This is a genomic window from Streptomyces sp. NPDC051172 (genome assembly GCF_040682555.1).
In the GTDB taxonomy this organism is placed as follows: Bacteria; Actinomycetota; Actinomycetes; order Streptomycetales; family Streptomycetaceae; genus Streptomyces.
Window position 1 is genome coordinate 1 of the sequence record NZ_JBFBBE010000339.1, and the last position, 1,474, is coordinate 1,474.

The 1,474-nt window shown below is 59.2% G+C and carries 1 protein-coding gene; it reads left to right on the top strand.

Features of this window, described 5'->3' with window-relative positions; all coding sequences use genetic code 11:
* The first annotated feature begins 258 nt into the window (after window positions 1–258).
* The gene (locus AB0N07_RS50910; protein WP_365847793.1) at window positions 259–1,383 is read left to right on the top strand and encodes an acyltransferase; all 1,125 of its coding nucleotides are present in this window, start codon (window positions 259–261) and stop codon (window positions 1,381–1,383) included.
* Window positions 1,384–1,474: the final 91 nt, after the last annotated feature.

A 1,474-nucleotide genomic window follows, 5' to 3' on the forward strand; every position in this document is an offset into this window, starting at 1 on the left:
ACGACCTCAACCCCCTGACCGTGCTCCGCGACCTCTTCGCCGGAAACCCCTGGCTGCCACCCGCTCACGCGTAATCAACGACCTGAGCAGTCACCAAATTATTTGACAAAAAATTGCAGGTATCCTCACGGATCTCCCCTTGATGTATGTAACGCTTTTCCGGGATCCTTTCGATGTCTTGAAATGCTCCATCGGTATCCGTGCCCGCGCACGAACATCGTTGCCGACGGCGAAAATCACGCACCCAAGGAGAAGAACTTGCCCCAGACACCACAGGGAGACGGAAGACTTCCGTCACTCACCGGGCTGAGGTTCCCCGCAGCGTTTTCAGTGTTCATCAGCCATGCCGCGTTCTTCGGAGGCACAGCAGCGGGGGTCGATCTCTCGTATCTGTATCCCCTGGGAGCCATGGGTGTATCTTTCTTCTTCATCCTCAGCGGATTCGTCCTGACGTATTCTTCACGTGAGAACGACTCCACGGTCGCCTTCTGGAAGAGACGTTTCTTCAAGATCTTCCCAAATCACGCCGCAGTCTGGCTCGGCATCATCCTGATGGTGCATTTCGCCGGCCTGACCCGCATGCCCCCGGGGGCACACATCACGCTTTCGGACGACCTCTTCAACCTCTTCCTCGTGGACACCATGATTCCACGTATGCCAGCGGGCGGAGGAAACGGCGTCGCTTGGTCGCTCACCTGCGAGTTCGCCTTCTATCTGGTCTTCCCGCTGCTCTTGCCGCTGCTGAGACGCATATCCGTCGGCCGGCTCCCACTCGCCGCGGCCTGCTGTCTCGCCGCCATCTGGGCCGTTCCGCTGGCGTCCCTTTCGCTGGCCGGCACCCCTGCCGGCGGTCCCCTCGGGCAGGAAATGTCGGCCGCGCAGCTGGTGCTCGTGTATTTCTGGCCGATCACACGTGTTCCTGAATTCGTGCTCGGGATCATTCTGGCGCGCCTCCATCAAGAGCGTCCCACACGTTCACCCGGGACTCTAATGGCCGTTCTCCTTCTACTGGTCTCGTATGCTGCGGGGCTGACAATGGCCGACCCGTTCCAACTGGTGGCCATCTCCGCATTTCCTCTCGCGTTGATCATTCTCGCGGCGGCAGCGTCCGATACCCAAGGAAAGAAAACACTGCTCGCCACGCGGTCCGGCATATTCCTCGGGGATGTATCGTACGCTTTCTACTTGATTCACTTTACGGCGTTGATAGCTGTCATGCAGTTCGCCGGGGAAAAGCTCGGTCCGCTCCTTGCGGTGAGCTGTGCGCTGGTCGTGTCACTTGCGCTGTCGGCAGTGCTTTACCTCTTGGTGGAAAAACCAGTGATGAGAGGGCACACGGTTCGTGCTCGACGCCGGAACTCATTGATCGCTTCGGCATCGTAAGCATTCATCCCTGAAGGAACGGGGCCGGTCAAGTGCCTGACCTGTCCGTGTTTTTGGCGGTTCCCGGCTGCTTTTGGGCAGCGCCCGGCGA